Here is a 24018-nt window from a genome sequence, read left to right as displayed (position 1 = left end):
AGAATTCTATTCTAAGGGCATTTATATTTGTTAATCCTGTGGCAATTTAGCAAACGCCTCCTCAACTAACTCCTTAGACTTAGCATCCAAACACAGCCAATCGACTTCACCGAGTTCATCGATTAAACTAGTATCAATATCAGCACTTTCCTTCTCTGGGTTGTATTCAAGAAAACACACTTGATAACACAGTTCCCACAAATCGATACTTGCTTCTTGCTGTTGACGCTGTAAACGTAGATGATATCCTGGATGGGGCATCGGCAGACGAGCCAGAGTCTCTTTGATTTCATCTGCTTCTTGGAGTGTTGCGGTTTCCATTCCTTGCAACAACTCAGTCACCAATGCTTTGATTTCATCAGTGGTGCTAGGCGGCCAAATCAAGACATCGTGGTAAGTTCCCGTCCAGGAAGATTCATCAAGCTGCTTGCGGATATTGTCGATAACGCGAATGAAAGCAGGTTGCATGAGGATTTCAGCCTGCTGCCATGCAACTGAGTTTGTTATTTTAGGTGGCATTGGTAGTAAACAGGGGCACTAAAAGAAAAATAAACAGTCTGCGTTTATTAAAAAGCTGCGTTTTTAATCTAAATCTTTTCTCAAGATAGCGGATTTCATTGAAGAAAATTTGGAGATATTTATTACCAGCTGGAAAATTAGGTAATAACTCTGGGGAATGAACATGATAGGCAAACTACTAGACCATCGTTACCAAGTAATTCGAGTCCTCGCAATGGGAGGATTTGGTCAAACCTATATTGCCCAAGATACTAGGCGGCCCGGCAATCCCCTCTGCGTTGTCAAGCACCTCAAACCCGGAACTGACCCCAGAGTTTTTGATACTGCTAAACGTCTGTTTAACAGCGAAGCCGAAACTTTAGAAAAACTGGGCAATCATGACCAAATACCCAGGCTGTTGGCGTACTTTGACGAAAATCAAGAATTTTATTTAGTACAAGAATATATTGAAGGGCATACCCTAGCTGAGGAACTTATACCTGGTAAGCGCTGGAGTGAAAGCGAAGTAATTCAACTATTACAAGAAGTTCTGGAAATTCTCGAATTCGTCCACCGCCAAGGCGTGATTCACCGCGATATCAAACCGGATAATATCATCCGTCGCGCTTCAGATAATAAGTTAGTTTTAGTGGACTTTGGGGCAGTGAAACAACTGCGTACACAACTAGTAACAGCAGGTGGACAACCCTCTGCTACAGTAGTTATTGGCACTCCTGGCTATATGCCCACAGAACAAGGGCAAGGTAAACCCCGTCCCAACAGTGATATCTATTCCCTCGGCATTATCGCCATTCAAGCACTAACAGGATTATCGCCAACAGAATTGCAAGAAGACCCAGAAACGGGGGAAATCATCTGGCGTCATTCAGTAACCGTGAACCCTCGACTAGCGGCAGTGTTGACCAAGATGGTGCGTTATCACTTCAAAGACCGCTATATAAACGCCACGCAAGCACTGCAAGCATGTAAAGAGGCGATTAATCCTGTACCTGCACTTTCCACACCTCAAGAATCCGCCAAAAATTCTAGTTACCAAGCAGCCAAATCCCAACCTCAAGTATCTCGGTTGCAAACTGTTGCAGTTGCACCAGCAAATCCTGTCCCCGCTAAACCTGCGCGTAAAGAGTCTGACAAATTCGACCCATGGCCAATATTAATTGGCATATTATTAGCAGGTGGTACGGCTGCTTTGGTAGCAAATATATCTCCAGTGAAAAATTTAGCTTTTAATCTTACAGGTAACGATACTGCCTTAGCAAACAAATGCTCGGTTATTGTCACCAAAAATTCTAATATTCGTTCTGAACCTAGTTCGAGAAATTCTGATAATGTTGTGCAAACAGTTGCTGATAAGACCAGTTTTGAGGTGACTGGCAAACGAACAAAACAAGGTTGGATAGAAGTTAAACTTAATGGTGATTCGGCTTGGGTAGGCTCGAAGGTGATAACCAATAACCAAGAATGGGCTTCTTGCCTACGCGAAAAAGGTATTGCAACTAGGATTGTAGATGATAGTAGCTTGATTGCGACTCGACCGACTCCCAAGGTAAAACCAAAATCTAGGGATGTAGTAACTCCATTACCAGAAAATTTGAAGGGGTCAACTGACGATGCTGGGAAAACAGAGCGATCGCAGCCTACTGATAACAGTGCCAATATTATAGAACAAGCAAGACAGAAGTATGAATCAGGAGATATAGTTAGAGCGATCGCACTTTTAAAATCAGTTCCAGCAAATGCTGCTTCTGGTATCCAAGAAACGGGCAAAATGATTGCCCAGTGGCAAGATGATTGGGCTAAGGCAGAGGCGTTATCTAATGAAATCAACAAAGCAATAGATGATGGTAAATGGGATAAAGTTTTAGATTATAGAAACCATCCAGAAAAGTTGCCTAATACTCAATATTGGCGAAACAGAATAGAACCATTATTTAAACAAGCAGCCGAAAATCTAGCAAAACAGGCACTTACTGAGCTAAAAAATCAAGGTAATCAAAAGAATACCCAACAGAAACTTACCGATAGTAACCAACCTGCCACTAAAGAGAGTCATAATGCTACAGAAGCTCCGAAAGACGGTTTGTAATATCAAAGTTGATTAACCATCCTGTTTAAACATCTATTGATAATGAATAATAGATAATTTTATTACCTTTATTTATTACCAATAGACACAAAGATAAGGAAACTGTGGAAGCTATACTAACGTTGTTGGTTTACACTTTTGCTCTGACTTTGTACTGCTGTTTGCGCTTCAGTAGTGAACCAACACCTAAAGCGCCAAACGCTAATAAACCTAATTCAGAAGCAGGTTCAGGTATGGTTCGTCCCTTAGATATAGCCCCAGTCACATTGTCCAATCCGAAACCTTCTCCTCCTTCTCCTAAATTGTTAATTCGTGATATTAAAGTCACTTTACGAATATCTTCTACAGGATTAGTGACAAACCCAAAGAAGCCATCGTTGACTGTTACCGGAATGGTGTCCAAAACTCCACCTATATCCAACACAAGGTCTAAATTCAGTCCTTCTCCACTATTTGCATCAAAGAAATCTGCTCCCCATCCAAAAACTGGAGTATTTAAAGTTAAGTCTACTTTGGTAGCCCCAAAATCAGTGAATACCGAGGCATGGTTTGTACCATTATTGTCGTTGTAGTTGAAAGGTGACACCTCAATCAAGTTGCGGAATACAGGATTATCGCCGACTTGAAGGAGTGTGAACTCTCCAACGTCAACAAGGGTGGTTCTGAATTCTGTATCAGAAGTAAAACTTTCAAAATCTTCACTGAATGTGTCACTTCCTGATACAGCAGTGTTCCAATCAGTACGTGAAGTGAAAACTGTAATAGCTTTTGCCTGTTGCGTGTCAAGGCTTAACAAAGCAATAATTGCTGCTATGGCAGCAGCCAGATGTAATCTTTTCATACAAACTAAGTGTTGTTACCAACGTAGATTTCCATTAATATATTAGTAACTTTTGCAACATTTATATCTATTCTTCATGCAAAGCATAAAATTTCCCAAAAAACTCATTCCAGCTTCCAGATTGACAATTTTGGTAATCTCTCTGAACTTCAAACGACTATTTTTGAATAATTAATAATTTACATAAAAACAAAACATCTAGGTAAGAATTTAACAGTGCTATGCTGTATACTTTTCACCTAAATGCTTTTGTTCAACATCTTTTACTTACACTTACTCAGAATTGTAGTAGTTGCTACTTCTACTAACAAATATTTCCCTATTACTGCATTTCGTCGTATTCTGGCGCTTCAACTCGTCTTGCTTCCATCCGCGAAGCAGGCAAAAACTCAGCGCGACGCACTGGAACCAAGGGCGGTGTATTTCCTGGGTAAGGGTGAATCACTTGTACAGTACGGGCTGGACGCTGCCGTGGTGAGAATAAAGCCAATACACCAGCGACGACAACACCACCACCAATAGTGAGAGTTGCGCCTCCCACAGCCCAAAGCACGGGTGAAGACCACCAAGAACTTTGAGGCGGCTGGAGTGCTGTTACTTTTTGTTGGTTATACTGCTGGGCTTGTTGCCACTGCTGCTGAGTATTGAAATTTTGAACTTGACCTTGGAGCTGTTGATTTTGCAACTTCAGCTGTTCATTGTCGTTTTTTAAACGCTCCAGCTGCATCTGCGTGTTCAACTTCTCCATCTCCAGACGCTGATCAGTATTGGGAGCAGTCGGTGGCTGAACCTGACCGGGATACATTGGTTGCCCATAAGGGCCATAAGGATACATTTGTGGCTGCATTCCCGGCGCTACTACAGTCCCTGGCATTTGCGGAGCAACAGCAAAGTTAGGCTGTAGGGGGGTATTTGTTCCTTTGAGCAATACGAGAGCCGCCAGCCCAGCTACAGCAACCCCACCGATAAACGCCATACTCTCACTCATCGCCTTTGCTCCTCAATTGCGACTTAATTATAACCATTTGTGATTGACTCACTCTCACACTCATAAATTATGCCTATTTAACTTCACATAATACTCAAACTATAAGCGACCGGATAAGCTAGTTTTTTTACATCATGATATCTGATGTTAATATTCAAAACCATAACGGTCAAATTGTCTACCAAACAAGCATAGAAAAACTGCGCTGTTATACTTTTTTAATCTACTTTATTGGTCTAATCAAGAGGAGTATTTGTACTGGTGCTGGTGGTCTTGATCGCTGCCTTGAGACTTTGACAAAATTCTGCGATCGCATTTAGTCCCTGCTCTGGTGTGCCTTCTGCTAACCGTTTCACAAAAGCGCTACCGACAATTGCCGCATCTGCGCCCCATTCCTTTACCTGACGGGCTTGTGCAGCTTCGGAGATGCCAAAGCCTACACCGATAGGTTTATCAGTGACACCACGAATTTGTTTGAGTAAATCAGATACGCGGTTTTCCAGTTGCGATCGCACCCCTGTTACCCCTGTGACGCTGACTAAATAAATAAATCCAAGGGATGAACGAGCGATCGCTTCTATCCGTTCAGCATCACTGGTGGGAGCGACCAATAAGATTACATCAATTCCCATCTCACTAGCTGGTTCGAGCAAGCCTGCTGCTTCTTCCAAGGGCAAATCTGGTACTACCAATCCCGCAACCCCAGCCGCAGCAATTTGCTGAAGAAATTTTTCAATCCCCCGATGCAGAATTGGGTTGTAGTAGGTAAATAGGATAATAGGCGATCGCAATTTGGGAGTAATCCCTTGCAACATTTCTAGCACCTGCTCTAATTTCGTACCCCTTTGTAAGGCGCGAGTAGCAGCAGCTTGAATTACTGGACCATCAGCCAAAGGATCGGAATAAGGTATACCTAGTTCTATAATGTCGGCTCCACTACGATCTAGAACCTGCAACGCTTTTGCTGTGGTTTCTAAATCTGGATCGCCAGCAGTAATAAACGGAATTAAAGCGCACTCACCATTTTGCCCAAGGGTTTCAAAGCAATCAGAAATCGCAGTCATTAGTAATTAGTCATTACTCAGTGGTCATTGGTCATTAGTTGTTGGTCATTTGTAACTAAACAAAGGACAAACGACAACTGACCAATGATAACTTTACACCTGAGATTGCTCTTCTTGTTCTATTTCGGCTTGAATTCGTGCTAGTTCTTCGGGAGTAAGCTCATCTAACCGTTTTTGCAGAAAGTCTTGCTCATACTGTTCCCGTTGTTGGTGGTAGGTCATTTTTTGTCCCACCGCACGGAAAAAATAGGTGGCTAACCAGCCAACTAACCCACTGACTAGTAAGACTTGGCTCCATATACCAGCTTGCTGATTATCCAAACCGACTAGCTGCAATCCTATATAAGCCAAGCCGCCAGCAATAAAAACGCCCAAGCCAATTCCAATAGCGTCAATCCGTCGCATGAGAGTTATGACCTACCAATTTAGTTAAACTTCAATTTGTCGCCGTTGGGGTCGAAAATTTAGAAACGGCGATAGAACCAACAAACCCGGAAAGAAGAAGAACACCAAAAAGTACATAAAGGTACGCTCGATGGAGGTAGCTACATACCAACGCTGCTTCAGGTACAGCAAAATAGCAATTGGGATTACCAGAAGGTAAGCTCCAGCCAGAATCAGATACAGCAGGGCAACAATCATAAACTTTCAAGTCTTAAGCTTCTGTTTTCCATCATAGGCTGAAGAGCGAAACTGAGGAAAGTATAGTTATGACGCTTTTAACGAAGAGGCAGGGGGACAAGAGGTGAGAATTTGCTATAAGTCTTTTCCCTTGTCTCCAATTCTCTTTGTGCCTTTGTCTTCTTCCCCTTGCTTCCTGTTCCTTTGCCTCTTGGTCAACATAACTACGCCATAATTCTGGTCTATGTCCAGATTGATTGACAAAAGCTAGCGTTAGGCTATAATAGTAAATCTGCCGCAAAAAAGGTTATAGTCAGACAAAATGGAAAACTCATCCAGATTGATTACGAGGAAACAAGGAAAACTTGCAACTCTAGAAAGCAATCGCCCAATCTGGAAAAAATATTTTCAATCTAGTTGGACAAAAGACACAATTGATGGTGGAATAGATGAGGAGGTATTTGCTGCCTCTAAAGAATAACTAGTTATACTAGTTGCAAAACACCTGCGGGGGTGTGGCGGAATGGTAGACGCTACGGACTTAGATAACTGAGCCTTGAAGGAGAAATCCCTCAAGTGGAAGCTCTCAAACTCAGGGAAACCTAAATCTGGTGACAGACATGGCAATCCTGAGCCAAGCCCAAAAATTTTAGATTTGCGATTAGTCTTCAATCCAAATTCCAAAATTGAGGGAAGGTGCAGAGACCCGACGGGAGCTACCCTAACGTTAAGCCGAGGGTAAAGGGAGAGTCCAATTCTTAAAACCTGATTTTGCTAAAGCCATCAGGTAGCAGTGAAAACTGCGGAAGAATGAAAATCCGTTGACCGTAAAAGGTCGTGTGGGTTCAAGTCCCTCCACCCCCATTTGACACGCGAAAAGACTTCTATACAAGCTATAGGGGTCTTTTCGCATAAATGATAAATGAACACGAATAGGGACACGGTAATGCCCATTGGTGTCAACTTAACTTAAAAATCATGTCCCGCAAGGAACTCAAGTTCCTTGCTAATAGGAAAAGTCATCTGAAGATGAGTAAGTATATACCTAAAAATCTTTAGTCTACTGAAGTAGGCTAAAGTTTGTAGTGTAGCCTGTAAATTTAGTTCAAGACAGATGAGGAACCCAACAATTAAACTTAAGTTGACAGGTATGGGTAATACCATGTCCCCATCCGTGTAGTTTATTCAAATCAAAATCGCTATAGAAGTAAGCAATTCCACTGGAGTATTTGATAAAGAATTAAACAATTTATCTTTAATACTTTATCTATAGCGGGAGTTTATAAAATTTGTGTAAAAAGATTACTGAATCTCTGAATAATAGATTGATACTATTGTTTACCAAGGTTAAGCTGGTAATAATATGAACAGGAAACCTTTTGATCCTGATAACTGGAATGACCGCTAATACTTTATCAATTAGTCAGGAATATCCGCATTGTATTACGTCTAACTCTAGACAGGTAAATGTGCAAATTGCACAAGAAGAAGTTTATAGCTTCTTCATAACAATTGTCAATACAATGTCGCCAGATGAAGTTTTGTGCGAATTCAAAGCTTTTTTTATAGACGGTCTTGATTTAGAATATTCTCATTACATACCTGAGATATATAAGATTTTTCTAAATGATAAAGAACATGAGTTTCGTAATACACTTAAACGATCTTTATATATAATAATTAATACTTGGAAAACTAATAGAAAAGATAAATACATCCAAAAATTAGTTAACTTATTTGATATTAAAAACTTAAAAGCAAAATCTCACTATTTGCCACGATTAAATATCTGTAAAAGCTGGCTAGAGAATTTTATAGACAGCAAAGACTATCAAGAGATAAAACTATTTGCTGCTAAACATGACGAATTACATAAAGGTCATTGGGCTAATCGCTACACTTCCTATTTCTTAGTTGCTCAATCTGTTAACGAGAATAATCCAAGAGAGCAACAAGAGGCTGCCAGAAAGCTTTATAGACAGATAAAAGACAAATATAAGTTTGAATTGGCAATGTATGTTGCTCGTTCTCAATCTGCCGTTTCAAGTACAACACGCTACAAAAATCCTAGTGTCTTGGGAGATAATGTTCTGCGTTTAATAAAAGCAATTGTTTTAAAAAAGGGTGCATTTAGCCATGAAAATGTTGCCAATATATTTATCAAGCAAACTCAAGGGCAAACCTTTGAACAGTTTAAAGGAAGTATAGAAAAGTATCTATTTTTCTCTGTAGAGAATCAAGAACTAGTTAAGACTTTGCGGCAGCAGTTTGCAGAAATTTTATCTTTATGGAAGAAAGATTATAATCAAGAAATTATCACTAAAGAATTGTTTTTGAGAGCCTGTAATCGAGTAATTGATTGTTTTACAACAGAAAACGGCAAAGAACCTTCGTTATTATTTGTATTACTACTTACTCAAGGTCACTCTTTAACATTGGTGATTATACTCTTAAAGACTATTTTGATTTCTAGAAATTCACGCAGGCATTTAGAAATCAAAATTGCTCATTTAATTCGTTATTACGAAAAGTATCCTGAAGATGAGTGTAAATGGATAATCAATTTTATGGAAATTTTTAATATAACGTTTGCAATTTACGCAGAAAATGTAGAATATAACTTGATTAAGATGGAAGAAGACGAAAGTAGTAATCCGCAATTAAATCTGGATGCTTATCGGGTGTTTTCACAGATAAAGGTGGATAGACAAAAATGAATGTCGTCTGATTCATGATTTAGCAAGGCGTTCATCTAACCAAGCCAAAGCAGCACCCGCAGTTTCAGCTAGAATACTAATGAGGCGATATAGAGCGATCGCACTAAATACTAGGGCAGATGGAAAGTGGTGTCGTAAAAGTTCATACGCAGTCGCTTCAAACACACCTAACCCACCAGGCGCACCCGGAATCACAAGCCCCAACAACCAAGCGCCGCTAAAAGCTCCTAATAACAAAGGAAGTTGATTCACACTCAACGAACCCAGAGCGAACATAGTTAATATAAACCCAGTGGCGCGTAGTCCCATAAAGCCTAATTCTCCTAACAAAGGTCGTAGAGGATAGCTTTTAAGGCTGAAGGGAACAGTTGCTTCAGTCGTGACAGCAGACTTTTTTGCTTTCAATTTGTACAAAAAGCGAATAACTGGGTTTAAAAACCAAGGATGAATCGCACAAAGAACTATAGCTAAACTCAGTAATTGTAGTATTTGCAGAACAAAAGTACTATTATCTGCTGCAAATTGGCTGCTGCACAAAACAATGATGATTAAAGCAGCCGCTAGCATGAGTAGGGGTTCTAGCAAAACGCTTAAGGTGGCTGCACCAGCAGAAACATTAGCATTTTTGGCGGCGACAATTCGCCCGTAGTAATGCCAGATATTACCTGGTAAATACTTAGCTATGTTCGTTTTTAGATAAACCTGGATGAACTGAGGAGGCGATACAGGTTGATTTAATTCTTGCAAAATCCAAGTCCAGATCCAGCCTGCCCAACTATGTGCTAGTAAAGTAACGCCTGTAGCGATCGCTATAATTGCCCATCCTACCCCATCAATGCGGATAGCAGTTACTCCAATCCAATTATCCTTCAAAGCTTTCGCTAAAAAAAACAGCGTTCCGCCCAAAATTATCCAACGTAAAAATTGCTTCATGAATTTAGTAATTTAACAGTTAGAGCAACAAGGGGCTAACGCTTCAATTATTACAGTATATTAACGACCTATTAAACCAATTCGCAATTCGCAATACTCGCCAAAGGCGAGAAGCAAGCTACGCAATTCGCAATGGGCTACGCCCCGTTACGCTAACGCAATTACGTTTTGTAACGGGGATTTAGCTTAGGCATCAAAACGCGCTGCTTGATAGAAGCTCTTTACTGAAACTCCTGAACTAGGTTCAAAGCTTTTGAAGTATCAAACAGGTTGATGTAATTCTTTTTACGAAACTTATATTACTTTATTTTATATCTCTCTAGAGTTAGATAAAAATATTATTTTTGTAGTAATTAAAATGTAGCCTACGCTAGAGGTCAAGTGGATTTTATTATTCATATCCTTAAAAAAGGTTGTCAAATGAGCGAACCAAGACAAGCACAATAACTTGCTGACCACTCCAAAGATTCAGCAAACTCTTAATTTATTAATATTTTGGTAAGGAGGACTACGTGAACGCTGTGAGACTATTCTTGAAAAAAATAAGATTGCGCCAGATAGTAACTATCTTTTTAGCTGGACTATTGTTGATAGTTAGCACTGCTTGTAGTGGGGCAAATGCTCAAGGTGCAAATCCACAAAATCCTGCTGTACAAGCTGGTGGAGCAAACAATCCTTATAAGAATGGTGGAGACAACTATACCAACAACAGATTGTCTACCGATCCGAAAATAGCAAACCCAAAAGCCAATAAGGGAGGCGACCAAGCTAGCTTACAACCAAGTTCGGAATTGTTGATTGCTACAACAGATAGAGAATCCAAAATACTTTATCCTGGTGCTGAGACACCAGCAGGTCGAATCGCGAAAGAAGCACAACTACCTATTATTACAGATAAGGACTTCCGAGAAGCTGAACCAGGTGGTTTGATTCAGGATGAACCAAAGGTAGGAGATCGGTTTCAAGATCGGATTGAGACTGTAAAAGAGAATGTTGAAAAAGCTTCCGGCTTTTTACAAGATAAAGCAGATGAAGCTGCTGCCAGACCTGAATTGCAAAAAAATCCAGCAGTAGGCAGATAGAACTCTTATTTTATCTGAATGCTTGGAATGCAAAATCAATTCCAAATGCTATCTTGGTTGAAGTTTAACTTAGTCACAAAAATGCAAGGAGTAGAAGTATGAAAAAAGCAATGAATTGGCTCAAAAGCATTCGTCCCTTAAAGGTTTTAACTGTTTTATTTGCAGGAATATTCTTATTTCTGACACAAGCTTGTGCTGATCCGGGAGTAGCAAAAGAACCACCAAAGGCTGAGTCACCTTATCTCGAACGATACGATCCCACAAAAGATTATCCTCTCTCTTCTCCTCAGGGTGGAATGAATAACTTTAGTGATGTAGATCCTAGAGGGAAAGCAGATGAAAAGGCAGCTAATGACAGAGCTGATGCGCTAGCGAAAAATTCTCAAAAAAATATTGATCAAAAGGGAATTGACAGCCGAGAGCAATATGGCCGAAATTACAACCAAGGTACACCCTTGGGTGAAAGGGTGAAGAACTTGGGTGAAGATATCGGCAGTTCGGCTAATGAATTGGGAGAAGGCGTAGTTAAGGGTACTCAACGAGGAATTGAAAATCTTAAGGGAAATACCCAGAATGCAGCCGAAGGCGTGACAAAGAATGTTCAGCGTGGAGCTGAGGATGTTGGTAAAAATGTTCAGCGCACAGCTGAAGATGCAGGTAATGCAGTGAAGAAAGCAGCTGATTGAAATTAGTTATTCAATATCCTGCAAAAATATGAAAGCGCCCACAGAGCTTTAGTCTGGGGTTATGTAAACAAAGCCTGCTTATGCAGGCTTTGTTTGATGTGCGCTTGATTGCTTATTAAGCTGTTATGTATACAACTTGCACAATCAGGGCGGGCAAGATGCCCACCCCACAACCATTTTGAAAAAATATTAGTGCAAATTAAAGGCGCAACAGCTTAAACCGGAAGAACCCCACCCCGCCAAAGCTATGCTTTGTCTCCCCTCCCCGCAAGCGAGGAGGGGATTAAGGGGAGCTAGTGCAAGTCTACGTCACACCTTTAAAGTAACAGGCTTTGTCAAACTGAAGCGATCGCTAATTAAGGGACTTCCAAATAAAAAAATATACAACTATTTATTGTGGGGTGGGCGTCTCGCCCGCCCATAGTCAAAGGCGGGCAAGATGCCCACCCCACAAGATTGGATAATTTATTTCTTGGAAGTCCCTAACGTGAGTTCGATAAACCTCTTCCTGCATCTTTCAACGTTATCGTCTGATACTGCGTGTACCTACTACTTTCTGTGATCCTTCAACGATTTGGTAAAGTTTCTCTTCAAATTTTTGCATACATGCTGACCAATCAAAGTCAAGTATGGAGGGGCGAGCGTTGCGAGTCATATCTGCTTTCAAATCGGGATTTTCTAAAATCGCAATCACCCTTTGGGCGAAGTCTGCGGGGTTGTTGGGTTGGGCAAGAAAGCCATTATGACCAGGAGATACCTGTTCTGAGGTTGAGGGTGCAATAACTGCAACCAGAGGCGTTCCAGACGCTAGCGCTTCGTTATTTGTAGTGCAAAAGTTTTCCGTAATGGAGGGATTGACAAAGACATCTGCTCTGGCAAACCAACCTAAAAGTTCTGTACCATGAGACTCGCCCCATACAGTAATACCCGATCCAAATTTTTGGGCACGCTGACGAATTTCCTCATCTAGTGGGCCACTACCAATAATCACCAGATGAACATCAGGGATTTTGGCAGCGATAAGCGGAAATATATCAAGCAGTTGGTTGACATTCTTTTCCGGGGTGATGCGTCCGACAAACAAGAGAGTCGGTCGGTTGTCGTTAGGAATTGGGTTATAACAAATGTTTCGCGGGTGAAATTTTTCGCAATCGATGCCTTGATAAGGAACGTATTCTGCGCGTTGGCATTTCAGTTCTTCGTATTTAGTGAGTTGTTCTTTAGAAGAAAAGTAATTGTAGTCATAAGACTCACTAAATTGCTTGACTAAAGCGGGAATGATGGGACGAACAAAGTTAAAGAATTTATCGCCAAAGTAATATTTGATATATGCAACAATATCTGTATGAAAGAGTGATATTGTTGGTGTGCCTGTTTGTCTTGCGTATTTAGTACCGATCGGGCGACCATAACCTTGCAAGAAAAATGAGTATAAACCTCTCATTTGTGCGGCTTCTTCAACTATGATAATATCGGGCTGAAATTTCTCCAGCAACTTGGTATCGCTCCAATGCCGATAGTTCAATGGTTGAGGAAGAGACTTGTAAAATAGCAGAGGTTGTGTGGGGAATGCGTAAGCAGAGAAATTGGGGAAAGACTGAATTTCATTTAAACCTGGCATGGGGCGATCGCCTACATTTTTGGGATAGCGATCGTTGATTTGCGGATGGATAAGAAAAACCTCATGTCCCTGCTCTAGCAACCAACGAACCCGTTGATGTACTGCGACGGAAACTCCAGTTAAGAAAGGAGCGTACAATCCTGTAAACAGTGCAATCCGAAGTGGTTTCTTAGTCATAAAAAAAGGAATATTTCACGAAAAGGCTGGTTTTTAATTTAGAACTTACGCAGGAAATACTTCATGATCGTCCTGATTGTTTGGCTCAGAAATTCCCATTAATACAGTTAGACTAAGAATTTACGCTTTTTCAAATACCCGAAGTTATTGATTGTTAAGAGGATGTTTTTAAACCTGGATTAGAAACTATCAAAACCTCCAAAACATGAAGCCAAAATTCCCCTTAATATATTTGTCTAAACCCTTGCAATTAATACAAATACCCTTAGATAATTACCAAGCCAAAAGGTGTATTTTAACAAAGGTTATAACTAATATAGTTCTACTAAATATAAGATTATATAATTTGAAGACTAGGGAATGTTTAGTGTAATAACTTTCATGCCCTAGTTCATATTTAGCGATTTAATTCAAAGAGAAACCTTACTATCAATAGGTTGATCCAACCATTGATAAGGACGATATTCGACTAGTCGGACATTCCAAGGCCCTTGAACCCGATAGGAAACACCGCGCCAAGTAACTGTTGCAACCCACAGGGATGATAGCATTGCTAACCCATAAACCCACTGTGTCAAGGGAATCGCAATCAACATTTTGATGATTGTAGCAGCTGATAATTTTGCGATTGCCTGGTCATTAGAGCGAACCACTCGCTGTATCTCTAATTCCAACACCAGCATTATCAAGAGTAACCCGACAGTATAGATGCCATAGCAGCCTAACAAGAGAGTCGCAGCTTCCCATTTTGCCTCTAACAACGACTCAAGAACTAAAATGAGCAGTGCAGTAGGAAACAAAATGCTAGAAACAGCTTCACTAATTAAAGCTAACCAACGTGGGTGATACAGTCGAGAATAAAGTAGGAGGCGCTTCAGATAGTCTATTAAGTTGAATAAATTAGTCTCTTCACGATTTACTATCAGCAGCGAAGGCACAAACTTTACCTTCAACCCTTGTTTTTTCAGGATGTCGTGCATCATAAAATCTTCGCCTAATGCTTGTCCCCACTTATCAAGCAGTTCTGTTTGGTGAAGCACTTCTGTTTTCACAGCCAAAGTTCCACCCCAAGGAATTTGGAAGATAAACATTTGCACAACCGTGGCTACATTGCCGGCGTAGCGTACTATAGATCCCCAATATTTACCTGTAGGTACATACCAACGATTACCTGTTGTTGCCCCTACTTTGGCATCGCTTAAAGGACTAACTAATTCTCGCAGCCAATTCACATGCACTATAGTATCAGCATCTACTAAAGCAACCACTTTGTAGGAATCATCCAATTCACGGACAGCTTGGATTAAAGAACTGCATTTGAGACTACAATTGTTGCGTACTATTCTCAGGGGGCTGATTTGAACGTTGGTCGCTTCTTCCTCTGTGATAGTTTCACTGGCAATTTTCCAAGCGGGGTCTTCGTGACTATCAACAATCAATTTTAAATCATATTGGGGATAGTTTTGGTTTAGGAGCGATCGCAAACATCTAGGCAAAAACGGATCGGCTCCGCGTAGACAAAGAATCACTGCGGTTTTAGGTAACTGATCATCTGGTAATAAGTTTTTTTTAGATGAGCGCAGATACCATATAAAGACAAGCGTAAAACATACCTGAATAACCAGCCAACCCGTCAAAGACTTAGACAGAAATATCGCCAAATCTTCCATTAAATTTTTAGTCTCCGACAGAATAAGGGATTGGGGACTGGGGATTAGAGATTAGGGATTAGGGATTGGGAATCAGAAATATCTTTCTTGTAGAGAGCCAGTCCCCAGTTCCAAGTCCCCAATCCCCATTCGCCTTTACGAATCCAGCGAATATTTCATGATGATGTTGACTGTTGTATTTTTGTTTACAACAAAGCTGGCATCACGAAACTTTGGCGTACCTGTTTGTATAGACACAGTTGGATTTTTGGAAATCCCAAAACCTTCTTTGGGAATACCGAAAAAGTCTTTATTGAGTTTGCGATCGCCATTTTGATCGTCAACTACGGCGACAGCATAAGTTCCAGGCTTCAAACCGGAAAATTGTTTTTTTACAACATTGCCAGTAATCTTAGCGCAGCCACTTTGAGAGCCGCTAGAATTACTCATTGGGAATCCTTGTTCACTTGCGTAAACTCTAAAGCAAATTTCACCTTTTTGGTGATGTATTCCATTTACCACAACGCTTAGTGTTGTAGTTGGCTCTGCATTCGCTGTTTTAGCAAAGCTGATGCTCACTAAGGTAGCAAGCAAAATATGACAAACTTGAGATAGTTTCAACATAGTTTTGTAGTGGATAATAAGTGATACATGGGTTGAAAATAAGCTAGCAAACACAGCTTATTTTTATGAAGTGATTCATTCAAAGTCTGACTGGCTGTTTTTTTATTAATGCTGCTTGCCAATCTTTCCACAATCTTTGCACTACCATTAGTAAATCTTTCAACAGAAGATATTCTGTCCCTTTTAACTGTTGATGTAAACTTCTATGACAATACAGCCGCTCATGCAAGCTCAAGGGACTACGCCATATAGAGAGTAAATACTCCCAGAATATTCGCCAATGTGGCAATAAAAATTGTCCTTTTTTTGCTGAATCAAACCACACTGCATAGGCATAAAAATCAGGCAGCATACTCAATGAGTGTTTTTTTCTGTTGGTAGCAAACAACAAATAATTAGGGAAATACATACTCATTGATTGTTGCGGATGGCTTCTGGCAAAAAACAGGTATTCAGGGATTTCATGAAACCTACCGAGGATACCAAGTCTTAACAAGAAAATTCCATCTGCATTACCATAACCACCCATAGGCGGTGTCATTCTCAGGGCACTGGCGCGAATTACACCGTAACATTGATAACATAAATGCTTGGTCAGCAATTCGTGAAAACGCTCGTGTGGTTTTAGTGCATCTGCCTTGAGTTTGATATCGTAGTTTTGGAGAAAACTTCCCTTTTCATCAATGAAATATGTCTGGGAATGACACAAGATTATAGTAGGATCTTGGTCAAGCACCTCAACACACTTCTTGATAAAATCTGGAGCATGCAGATCATCATAAGCTGCCCACTTAAAGTACTCACCTGAAGACAATTTAAAAACGCGATCGAAGTTACGGGCGCAACCGATATTATTGTCATTGCGGTAGTAACAAATACGTTCATCTTGCTCGGCATAAGCTCTACAGATTTCTTCAGTTTTATCTGTAGATGCATTATCTGAAATAATTATCTCAAAATCTTGAAAGGTCTGAGCCAAGAGTGAATCAATGGCTTCTTTGAGAAATTTTTCACCATTATATACAGGTAACCCGATGCTCAATCGTGGCTGATTGCTAGTCATATAAAAGAAGTATTCTGAAAAGCTGTGGATTATTTGATGCTTAATTGCAGATAATTGTTAGGCAGATGCAATCTAATAATCCAGAAGTCAGAAGTCAGAATTCAGAAGTCAGAATTTAGTAGGTTGGGTTAGAGAACGTAGCAAAATCCCGCACGATAACCCACATTAATTATCAAGGCTTTATTGGGTTTTACTTACGCTCAACCCAACCTACTTTTCTAAGTATCCCTACTCCCCACTCCCTATTCCCTACTCCCAAAAGACTATTTCATCAAGCTTTGAATATCTGTTTTTTGCAGCCATTCATGTGTTCGCCGCATTCCTGATTCTAGGTCAATTGTTGGTTTATAATTTAACAGGCTTTCTGCTTTGGCAATCGAACAAGCATAAGGACGAGTCATAAAATCTATAGACTCTGGTAAAATATCAACTTTTTTGCGAAAAAGTTTTTGTCCTTGAACGCGTAGTTTTAAAAACAACTTGATTTCATCTTTGGGTAATGAAAGCGGTGCTGATAAACCTTCGATTGCTGCTAAACGCATAAAATACTCTTTCCACGAAGTTTCTTGTCCGTCGGTGATATTAAATATTTCACCATAGGTTTCTTTTTCTATCGCAAGAAAGATACCATCAATCAAGTTATCTATATATACATGATTGATTACTCCTTTACCATCGTTGGCATAGGCAAATAATTTTTGACGCATCATCAGAATTGGTCTGACTATCCAGGGAATACTTCCTGGGCCGTAAACATCTCCGGCTCGAATAATGATGATGCCAAAATCGGAAGGATTATTCAGTTCTAGTAGTGCTTTTTCAGCTTCTATTTTCGTTTGGCAGTATGGATTATTTTCGCCAGAAAGTGGCCCGGATTCTGTAATACCATTAGGATAGTTGAAACCGTAAACCATCACGCTGGATAGATGCACAAATGTTTTGACACCAGCCTGTTTAGCGGCTTTAGCTATGTTGACAGTACCGCCAACATTCACATCACGAAAATGGTTAATTGCGCCAGCTTCTTCGGCAATTTGCTCTGTATGTAAAACGATATCTACTCCCTGGCAAGCTTTTTGAGCTATAGCAGAATCGGTGATGCTACCAATAATTACTTCAACACCTAAATTCTGTAATTGTTTGTTCTGTTCTGTAGAACTTTGCAGTCCACGAACATTCATTCCTTGCGCTATAGCTAACTCGGCTGTACGCAAACCGACAAGTTCATCAATCCCAGTGATTAGCAGGGTTTTGTTTTTGAGGTTCATAAATTTGGGCTTATTGTTAAATAAGTGAATTTGATTTATTAGATAAAAAGTTTCAAAGTTTTACCGAATCGCAATTTTGGTAAAGGCTTTTAACCTAATATCTAAAATGGGTATAAAGAGCAATTTTTCTGTGGAGAGTCTGCACCAATGCTTACTTGTGAGACTATATCAACGCAAAATAATTTGATTATTTTGCTATTAAGAATAGCTAGAAAATATCTCCAGGATCTGCGGAGCGGAGTTTGTTGATAGCAAGCGCTCCTGATGCTATACACATCAAAACTGTTGAAGTTAAGACAAGAAGTGCATTATTAATGGTCATCAATATTGGTAATTTAGTTGTTTCTGCTGCAAAACTATATACCAAGATAGAACTAAGAAATCCTGGAATATAACCTAAAATTGCCAAAATTAAAGCTTGCTGAAATACCACATTTAATAAATATTTATTGGCATAACCTATAGCTTTTAAAGTGGCGTAAGCAACGAACTGCGTAGCAATATTGCTGTAAAGAATTTGATAAACAATAACCACACCAACAACCGCAGCCATTGTCAACATTAAGTTAAGAATAAAACCAATGGGTGTTCTGACAGCCCAATATTCTTTCTCAAAATTAATGAAGCCTTGGCGTGTAAAAACTTGGACATCATTAGGTAAAGTTGCTTGCAAATTTTTTAGTACTGCTTCTGCATTAGTACCAGGTTTGAGGGAAATCAAACCGATATCTATCATATCTGCCGGACGACTATTAGGGTTTATCCTCAAGAAAGTTGAGTCACTGACAACTAAATTACCGTCTACCCCAAAGGAAGCCCCTAAGCTGAATAAACCACCAATTCTAACTCTATAGCCAATTAATGAATTGAAGGGAAATATTTCAATTGTCTGTGCAGTATCTCCCGCATCAAATTTTGTAGCTATTGGGCCAAACTCTGGGCGAGAACTCCGGTCAAAAAGCATGACATCGGGAATTTTGAGTTTATCTAAATTTTTCTCAACTTCTGGGAGGTTCATCACAGGTCTACCGGGATCGAAACCAATAACGTATATTGAATATTTCTCACCGGTTGCCGGATTTTTCAGTTTGGCAAATTGCAAATACATGGGGCTAACTGACTCTACGCCATTAAACCCTAGAGATTGGTACAAACGAGTCCGCGAAAAACTTTGATTTGAGGTCAAAGATTTATATTGAGAACTAACTAAAAATAAATCTCCTTTGAGATTCTGATGCACTGCGGTTGCACTTGAATAGAGGGCATCTTGAAAACCAAGTTGCACAAACATTAGCAGCACAATAAAACCAATCCCAGCTACAGCTATTAGTAAACGAACTTTTTGCTGTGCTAGCTGTAGCCATCCTAAAGGAATTTTGAAATTCATGGATTTATTTGTTATTTGTCATTTGTCATTTGTCATTTGTCATTTGTGAATGGCTAATAACTAATGCTCCATGCCCAATGCTCAATTGACTAAATATGAATGGCTACATCTACCTGTAAGTTGGTGAAACGAGCAACCTTTTCACTATCTGCGGGATTATCGATGGAGACTTTTACCTCAATTATTCTGCGGTCTGTATCTGAGCCAGGGTTTAGGCTGAAGATGCTTTGCTTGTCAACTTGCCAACCAATTTCTTTTACAGTGCCTTTTATTGTTCCAGTAAATGCAGTGCTGGTAATGGTGGCTTTTTGCCCTACACGCACTTTTTGAACATCGGTTTGATACACCTCTGCAATCACATACATTTGAGATGTCTTACCGATTTCAGCAAATCCTCTGCTGGTGCTGATTACTTCTCCGGTTTTGGCGTGAATTTTCAAAATTTTGCCATTTATGGGAGATTTGATATAACTTAAATCCAAGTCGGCTTTTGCTTGTTGAACAGAAGTTGTTGCACTGTTGACTTCGGTTTGTGCTACCTGAACATCTACACTACGCACTTCACTAATACTGGTTAGTTGCGCTTGTGCTTGTTTGCGTTGTTCTTGGTATGTGTCTTGAGTTCGCTTGAGAGTGGCTTGGGCTTCTGTTAACTGCTGTTGTGTAGTCTTTAGTTGCAAAGCTTTGGTATCTGCTACAGAAGCCGCGATCGCACCTTGTCTATATAATTGCTGATAGCGATCGTTCTCGGCTTGAGCATTGTCTACTTCAGCCTGGATACGGTCGATTGTCGCCTGTTGTGTAGCAACATCCCCTTTATATTGTGGCTCTAAACGGGCGATCGCTGCCTTTTGAGCATCCACATCTCCGGTTTTAGCTCCAGATTTAACCTGCGCTAGTTTAGCTTTGGCAACTTGCAGTTTGTCTAAAGCCTGTTGCAATGCGGTTCTAGAACGACCATAATTTTCTAGATATGCCAGTACTTGGCTTGCTTTAACTGTATCGCCTTCTTTTACCAACAGTCTTTCTACTCGCACCCCGTTATTAGAAGCCGGAGCTGTCAAAGAAGTAACTTCGCCTTCTGGTTCCAAACGTCCCAAGGCTGTCACAGCAAGTTTTGCAGGAGTGGTAGCTTTTGGAGGATTCGCTTGCGATGTCACAACTTTAGGTTTAGACCAAAACGGTACCACACTATAAAAAGCTATTAATCCCGCCGCCAAGGTGAGAGAAGCTGCTAAAATTACTTGCGATCGCCCTACGGGTTTTGTGAATAATCGGCTTTCTTTATTTACTGCCATCTTTTCATTCCAATTCTGTTTTCTAGGGGATAGCCTGGTTATATTTAATCGCTTAGATATAGACTCATCCGCAAATTCTCAAGAGGGCTTTTCCTCTAGGTTTTCTACCTTAATCAAGTGGATGGGTCTAAATTGGTTTTATATGAATTGTTCTACGCTTTTGCCGCCCAAACTCACTATTGTGGCGTGAAAATTAATGGTGGTGTTACTTCAAAGCTTCCTAAGTTATATCCTAATTTGACATCTAATCCCGTAGCGTAAAATACAATAGGGCTAACCGGGAAACTTAACTTTCAAGAACAACGAAGCGCTAATAAAAATGATCTCAAAGTTGGGATAAACTTGTTATTAATAATGGCATAAAAATTAATTTTTGTCAACCAATTAGCTTTGTATAAATCCTGATTCTCTCACTAAAATATTTCATCACAGTCAGATCAGAGACTGAATAAATTTGCTCATTACTAACTGTTTGTCTGTTAATTGAATACCAAAAGATAGTTCGTTATTAAGCAGATGTGATATTACTAACAGATTATTATTAGTAAGGTTGTGTATTATAAGACATTATTAGAAAGTTTGTTCATAATAATTAAAGGCATGAAGCGATACATTTGGTGAGTTACGTCAACGCATATCTAAAAATACACGAGTATACTGTGGTGGAAGTTTGTTTACCTTTAACAAAGGATTTGCCCTTTTAAAAGATGTAATCATAATTATGTTTACCAAGCAACATACTAAAAATTAATATTTGCTTTATAAATAACCGCTTTGTTTCTTAGCTTGACTTATATTGAAAAATAACCCAAAACTTTGACTCAATTATGATGTTTCTCTGAGAAAATATACTTATGGTTATTCAGTTTATCTATGTATTCAGTGAATTGTTACTTACTAGACAACAGATTTACATTGTTAACTTAATTCAGCACAAATTTATGGTTAATGCGTAAACAACAAAATATCTGGCACATTTATAGAGTTATAAATTATACTTTTTTGCTTAATTTTATTTAAATTAACATCAGTAATTGTGGATGTTCCTTTATAAAATAACTTTAAAGAAATGATTTAATTTCTGTAAAGTATGTTAGTATTTTTATTAATTCAATGCTTTAAAGTGGTTAGAGAAACTAGTTATTTAAGTGAGATTTTGAAATTAAAAATAACTAAAGATAACTGCTTTGGCATCACCGTCTGCTCGTTTAATTACTTTTTCAACTTGCATAAATTAGGATTACAGGTGGTGTCTTTTGTGTAACGAACTTGTCAACTTTGCTGGTTCAAATAGCATAAAATACATTATCCCGAACGTTGAAATTGGCTATGACATTAATCGAGATACAGAACGTAGCCATTAACAACAGCTATGTTGCTGTGGTTAGGCTAGATAATTAAAAGCTTGCGGGTGAAAAAACGTTTCTGTTCTCTTAGCTACTCCTCAGTTTTCATCGCTACAGTAGGATACCATTACTCAAAATATTTACCATTACAAATGGATTAAATTTACTGGTCAAGCAGCTATTACACTCCAAGACTATTTTACCAGTTTTAACAACGTCTTTGACCTATTGCCACAATTTAAAGAGTCTAACGTTGGATAACAATTTTTCGCGATGTCTACGACGGGCTACGCCTACGCAGTGTGCCAAAGTCGCCTGGAAACATAAGGCTTTACCTGGCATAATTTGTAATTCGTAATTCGTAATTCGTAATTACTTTTTCGCCAGACTTTCAGAGGTGCTAACTGGTTGCACAACAAGACTTTTTCATTAATTAGTAGGCAACAGAAATTACTGTAACTACACAATCCACAGTACTCACTATGCCCTATGTCTGCTTATTCAATTGATACTGCCTTAACGGAGTTAGAGAGCCTGATAAATAATTGTGAACAGGCTGTAATTAAGTCTATCGAAGGAAAAAAAATGAAGTCAGATAAATCAGTGTCAATAAACAGAATTAACAGACAATTACAACACAATCCTATCGCCATCGTTGGGATGGCTTCTCTATTGCCTCAAGCTAGAAACTTGCGAGAATACTGGCAAAATATAGTAAATAAAATTGACTGTATTACTGATGTTCCTTCCACTCACTGGAGCGTCGAAGATTATTACGATCCCAATCCTAGAACTACTGAAGATAAAACCTATTGCAAAAGAGGCGGGTTTCTTCCAGAAGTAGATTTTAACCCGATGGAATTCGGTATACCACCTAGCATTTTGGAAGTTACAGATGTATCGCAACTATTAAGTTTAGTGGTTGCGAAAGAAGCGATGGAAGATGCAGGTTATGGCGAAAAACGTGAGTTTAACCGCGAGATGGTTGGGGTAATCTTAGGCGTGGCTATGGCCAAGCAGTTAGGAATGCCACTTTCTGCGAGATTGGAATATCCGATTTGGGAAAAAGCCCTTAAAAGCAGTGGTTTATCTGATGAAGATACCCAAAAAATCGTTGATAAAATCAAAAGCGCTTATGTGAAGTGGGATGAGAACGCTTTCCCTGGAATGTTAGCTAACGTAGTCGCAGGTAGAATTGCCAATCGCCTAAATTTTGGCGGGATGAATTGTGTAGTTGATGCCGCTTGCGCTAGTTCCTTTGGTGCTTTAAAAATGGCAATTAGCGAGCTAGTTGAGCATCGTTCTGACATGATGCTGACTGGTGGTGTTGATACCGACAACACCATTATGGCTTACATCTCGTTCAGCAAAACACCGGCTGTTTCTCCTAGCGAAAATGTCAAACCTTTCGATGCTAAATCCGATGGGATGATGCTGGGTGAAGGTATCGGGATGATTGTCCTCAAACGGTTAGAAGATGCTGAACGGGACAACGATAAAATATATGCCGTAATTAAAGGTATTGGTACTTCCAGCGATGGGCGTTACAAGAGCATTTATGCTCCCCGCAAAGAAGGCCAAGTCAAAGCCTTAGAACGCGCTTATGAAGATGCCGGCTTTTCTCCTGCTACCGTTGGTTTGATGGAAGCACATGGTACAGGTACAATGGCTGGAGATCCGACAGAATTCGGTTCTTTAAAAGACTTCTTTGATGTTCATGATGACAAAAAGCAGCACATCGCTTTGGGTAGTGTGAAATCACAAATCGGACACACAAAAGCGGCTGCGGGTGCGGCGAGTTTGATTAAAACTGCTTTGGCTTTACATCACAAAGTATTACCGCCGACAATTAACATCACCGAGCCGAATCCCAAACTCAGCATTAAAACTTCATCCTTTTATTTGAATACCGAAACTAGACCTTGGATTCGTCCAGAAGGAGAAGCACCAAGACGCGCAGGTGTAAGTTCCTTTGGCTTTGGCGGAACCAACTATCACGTTGTTTTGGAAGAATATGAAGCCGAGCAAAACCAAGCTTACCGCTTACA

Annotated in this window: 20 protein-coding genes; 6 read left to right on the top strand and 14 right to left on the bottom strand. The window is 39.8% G+C overall.

The genetic code is table 11. The annotated features are described in order from the left end of the window. Positions 1–30: 30 nt before the first annotated feature. Positions 31–519: a hypothetical protein gene (locus VE944_RS26495; RefSeq protein ID WP_324984218.1), complete on the bottom strand. Its 489-nt coding sequence runs from the start codon at positions 517–519 to the stop codon at positions 31–33. A gap of 163 nt (positions 520–682) precedes the next feature. Here VE944_RS26495 and VE944_RS26490 point away from each other — a divergent pair, with 163 nt between their 5' ends. Continuing rightward, entirely contained in the window at positions 683–2605 is a 1923-nt protein-coding gene (locus tag VE944_RS26490) for a serine/threonine-protein kinase (protein ID WP_324984216.1), read from the top strand. 130 nt (positions 2606–2735) lie between these two features. On the opposite strand, the gene VE944_RS26485 is transcribed toward VE944_RS26490, so the two are convergent. From VE944_RS26485 to ndhL, 5 genes are all read right to left on the bottom strand, one after another. Next, on the bottom strand, positions 2736–3446 hold the full coding sequence (locus VE944_RS26485) for a PEP-CTERM sorting domain-containing protein (protein ID WP_324984213.1): 711 nt from the start codon (positions 3444–3446) through the stop codon (positions 2736–2738). 322 nt (positions 3447–3768) lie between these two features. Further along, positions 3769–4434: a heterocyst differentiation related protein gene (locus VE944_RS26480; RefSeq protein ID WP_324984210.1), complete on the bottom strand. Its 666-nt coding sequence runs from the start codon at positions 4432–4434 to the stop codon at positions 3769–3771. A 236-nt stretch (positions 4435–4670) separates the two neighbouring features. Further along, positions 4671–5498 carry a tryptophan synthase subunit alpha gene (gene trpA / locus VE944_RS26475; protein ID WP_324984208.1) on the bottom strand — a complete coding sequence of 276 codons (828 nt, stop codon included), beginning with the start codon at positions 5496–5498 and terminating at the stop codon, positions 4671–4673. Between the two features lie 93 nt (positions 5499–5591). After that, positions 5592–5903 (bottom strand): DUF3007 family protein, encoded by a 312-nt coding sequence (locus VE944_RS26470; RefSeq protein ID WP_229554320.1) that lies wholly within the window; start codon positions 5901–5903, stop codon positions 5592–5594. Between the two features lie 24 nt (positions 5904–5927). Continuing rightward, entirely contained in the window at positions 5928–6140 is a 213-nt protein-coding gene (gene ndhL / locus VE944_RS26465; protein WP_100900242.1) for an NAD(P)H-quinone oxidoreductase subunit L, read from the bottom strand. 301 nt (positions 6141–6441) lie between these two features. Between ndhL and VE944_RS26460 the strand changes: the two genes are divergently transcribed. After that, entirely contained in the window at positions 6442–6600 is a 159-nt protein-coding gene (locus VE944_RS26460; protein ID WP_324984202.1) for a hypothetical protein, read from the top strand. 916 nt (positions 6601–7516) lie between these two features. Then, positions 7517–8836, top strand: coding sequence for a hypothetical protein (locus tag VE944_RS26455; protein ID WP_324984199.1), 1320 nt, complete (start codon positions 7517–7519; stop codon positions 8834–8836). Positions 8837–8848: 12 nt separating this feature from the next. Here VE944_RS26455 and VE944_RS26450 read toward each other — a convergent pair whose 3' ends face one another. Next, positions 8849–9769 carry a lysylphosphatidylglycerol synthase domain-containing protein gene (locus VE944_RS26450; protein WP_324984196.1) on the bottom strand — a complete coding sequence of 307 codons (921 nt, stop codon included), beginning with the start codon at positions 9767–9769 and terminating at the stop codon, positions 8849–8851. Positions 9770–10281: 512 nt separating this feature from the next. On the opposite strand from VE944_RS26450, the gene VE944_RS26445 reads away from it, so the two are divergent. Continuing rightward, the gene (locus tag VE944_RS26445; protein ID WP_324984193.1) at positions 10282–10851 is read left to right on the top strand and encodes a DUF6658 family protein; all 570 of its coding nucleotides are present in this window, start codon (positions 10282–10284) and stop codon (positions 10849–10851) included. Between the two features lie 98 nt (positions 10852–10949). Next, positions 10950–11537, top strand: a complete 588-nt coding sequence (locus VE944_RS26440; protein ID WP_324984190.1) for a hypothetical protein — start codon at positions 10950–10952, stop codon at positions 11535–11537. A gap of 523 nt (positions 11538–12060) precedes the next feature. Here VE944_RS26440 and VE944_RS26435 read toward each other — a convergent pair. The 7 genes from VE944_RS26435 to VE944_RS26405 form a co-directional block, all read right to left on the bottom strand. Further along, positions 12061–13335 (bottom strand): glycosyltransferase, encoded by a 1275-nt coding sequence (locus tag VE944_RS26435; protein WP_324984188.1) that lies wholly within the window; start codon positions 13333–13335, stop codon positions 12061–12063. Positions 13336–13745: 410 nt separating this feature from the next. Beyond that, the gene (locus VE944_RS26430) at positions 13746–15005 is read right to left on the bottom strand and encodes a glycosyltransferase family 2 protein (protein ID WP_324984185.1); all 1260 of its coding nucleotides are present in this window, start codon (positions 15003–15005) and stop codon (positions 13746–13748) included. A 135-nt stretch (positions 15006–15140) separates the two neighbouring features. Beyond that, positions 15141–15608 (bottom strand): DUF2141 domain-containing protein, encoded by a 468-nt coding sequence (locus VE944_RS26425; RefSeq protein ID WP_324984182.1) that lies wholly within the window; start codon positions 15606–15608, stop codon positions 15141–15143. Between the two features lie 79 nt (positions 15609–15687). Then, the gene (locus VE944_RS26420; RefSeq protein ID WP_324984179.1) at positions 15688–16671 is read right to left on the bottom strand and encodes a glycosyltransferase family 2 protein; all 984 of its coding nucleotides are present in this window, start codon (positions 16669–16671) and stop codon (positions 15688–15690) included. Positions 16672–16934: 263 nt separating this feature from the next. Further along, the gene (locus VE944_RS26415; protein WP_324984176.1) at positions 16935–17939 is read right to left on the bottom strand and encodes an NAD-dependent epimerase/dehydratase family protein; all 1005 of its coding nucleotides are present in this window, start codon (positions 17937–17939) and stop codon (positions 16935–16937) included. Positions 17940–18147: 208 nt separating this feature from the next. Next, complete coding sequence (gene devC, locus VE944_RS26410) at positions 18148–19326, bottom strand: ABC transporter permease DevC (RefSeq protein WP_324984173.1); 1179 nt, start codon at positions 19324–19326, stop codon at positions 18148–18150. A gap of 89 nt (positions 19327–19415) precedes the next feature. Then, positions 19416–20624: an ABC exporter membrane fusion protein gene (locus VE944_RS26405; RefSeq protein WP_324984170.1), complete on the bottom strand. Its 1209-nt coding sequence runs from the start codon at positions 20622–20624 to the stop codon at positions 19416–19418. A gap of 1835 nt (positions 20625–22459) precedes the next feature. Between VE944_RS26405 and VE944_RS26400 the strand changes: the two genes are divergently transcribed. Next, positions 22460–24018: beta-ketoacyl synthase N-terminal-like domain-containing protein (locus tag VE944_RS26400; RefSeq protein WP_324984167.1), on the top strand; the 1559-nt coding region annotated here is incomplete at its 3' end.

The organism is Nostoc sp., from assembly GCF_035638895.1.
GTDB lineage: Bacteria > Cyanobacteriota > Cyanobacteriia > Cyanobacteriales > Nostocaceae > Nostoc.
The sequence above is the reverse complement of the archived record's forward strand: the minus strand, read 5'-3'. Positions and strand labels throughout refer to the sequence as shown.